This window comes from Kosakonia sp. H7A (genome assembly GCF_003028445.1).
Lineage (GTDB): Bacteria > Pseudomonadota > Gammaproteobacteria > Enterobacterales > Enterobacteriaceae > Kosakonia > Kosakonia radicincitans.
On record NZ_PYTZ01000095.1, the window covers coordinates 1 to 480 of the forward strand.

The following is a 480-nucleotide window of genomic DNA, read 5'->3' on the forward strand; positions in this document are numbered from 1 at the left end:
AAGCCGAGCGCCTGCAGCGACGCAATGCGCTCGATCAGGTCCTGGCTGATTCGTTGCGCCGCTATCCGCTTTTCCTCGGACAGGTTCGCGGTGCGCCGCACGTCCGTGCCGCCGGTATGCGGGAGTCCGCCGGCCGCGACGCGCCTGGCAATGTCCTTGCGTCCCGCGGCGCGACTGCGGGTGGTGGTGGCCACCGGTTCGTCGAAGCGCCCTTGCGCCGCGGGCGTGAGTACTTCGGCGATGCTGGCCAGCGGCAAACGCGACAGTGTTCCGATGTCCAGGCCGGCGAACGTGACCGACAGCGACTCGCGCTTGAGGCGGCGACCGCCGCAGGTCGGGCACGGTGCGCCGGACATGAAGCGCGCTACGCGCCGCTTCATCAGCGGGCTCTGGGTGTTGGCGAAGGTGTCGAGCACGTAGCGGCGCGCACCGGTGAACGTACCCATGTAGCTCGGCTCTGTCTTGCGGCGCAACGCCGCG

Annotated in this window: 1 pseudogene; it reads right to left on the minus strand. The window is 69.8% G+C overall.

The annotated features are described in order from the left end of the window. Positions 1 to 446: pseudogene (locus CWM66_RS28385) on the minus strand (excinuclease ABC subunit A); the annotation flags it as partial. Positions 447 to 480 lie beyond the last annotated feature (34 nt).